General features: G+C 34.5%; 1 protein-coding gene. It reads left to right on the top strand.

Annotated features, from left to right (window positions below; translation table 11 throughout):
* Positions 1-377: transposase (locus N7659_RS08125; protein WP_263276627.1), on the top strand; the 377-nt coding region annotated here is incomplete at its 5' end.
* Between the last annotated feature and the right edge of the window lie 3 nt (positions 378-380).

The following is a 380-nucleotide window of genomic DNA, read 5'->3' as shown; positions in this document are numbered from 1 at the left end:
CCCCTAAAGAAATCGTGAGAAAAACATTGCAGTTCTCTGATGAACTTCGCTATTACTACAATCTCTATCAACTCTTACTCTTTCATTTCCAACAGAAGAATACTCATCAGTTTATGGCATTGATAGACGATAACTACCACTTAGTCAATCATGCCTTCAAAACGGTTTTTAGAACATTTAAAAAATATAAGGCATCTATCGCAAATGCACTTGAACTTCCTTATTCGAACGCCAAACTAGAAGCGACTAATAAGTTAATCAAGGATATCAAAAGACAAGCCTTTGGGTTTAGAAACTTTAACAACTTTAAAACAAAAATTCTCATCGCTTTGAACATTAAAAGGGAGAGAATCAATGTGATTCTCTCCCGATCTTGATGA

The organism is Streptococcus sp. CSL10205-OR2 (assembly GCF_025660655.1).
Taxonomy (GTDB): domain Bacteria; phylum Bacillota; class Bacilli; order Lactobacillales; family Streptococcaceae; genus Streptococcus.
Note: the sequence above shows the minus strand (reverse complement) of the source record. Positions and strands in the feature narration are given on the sequence as shown.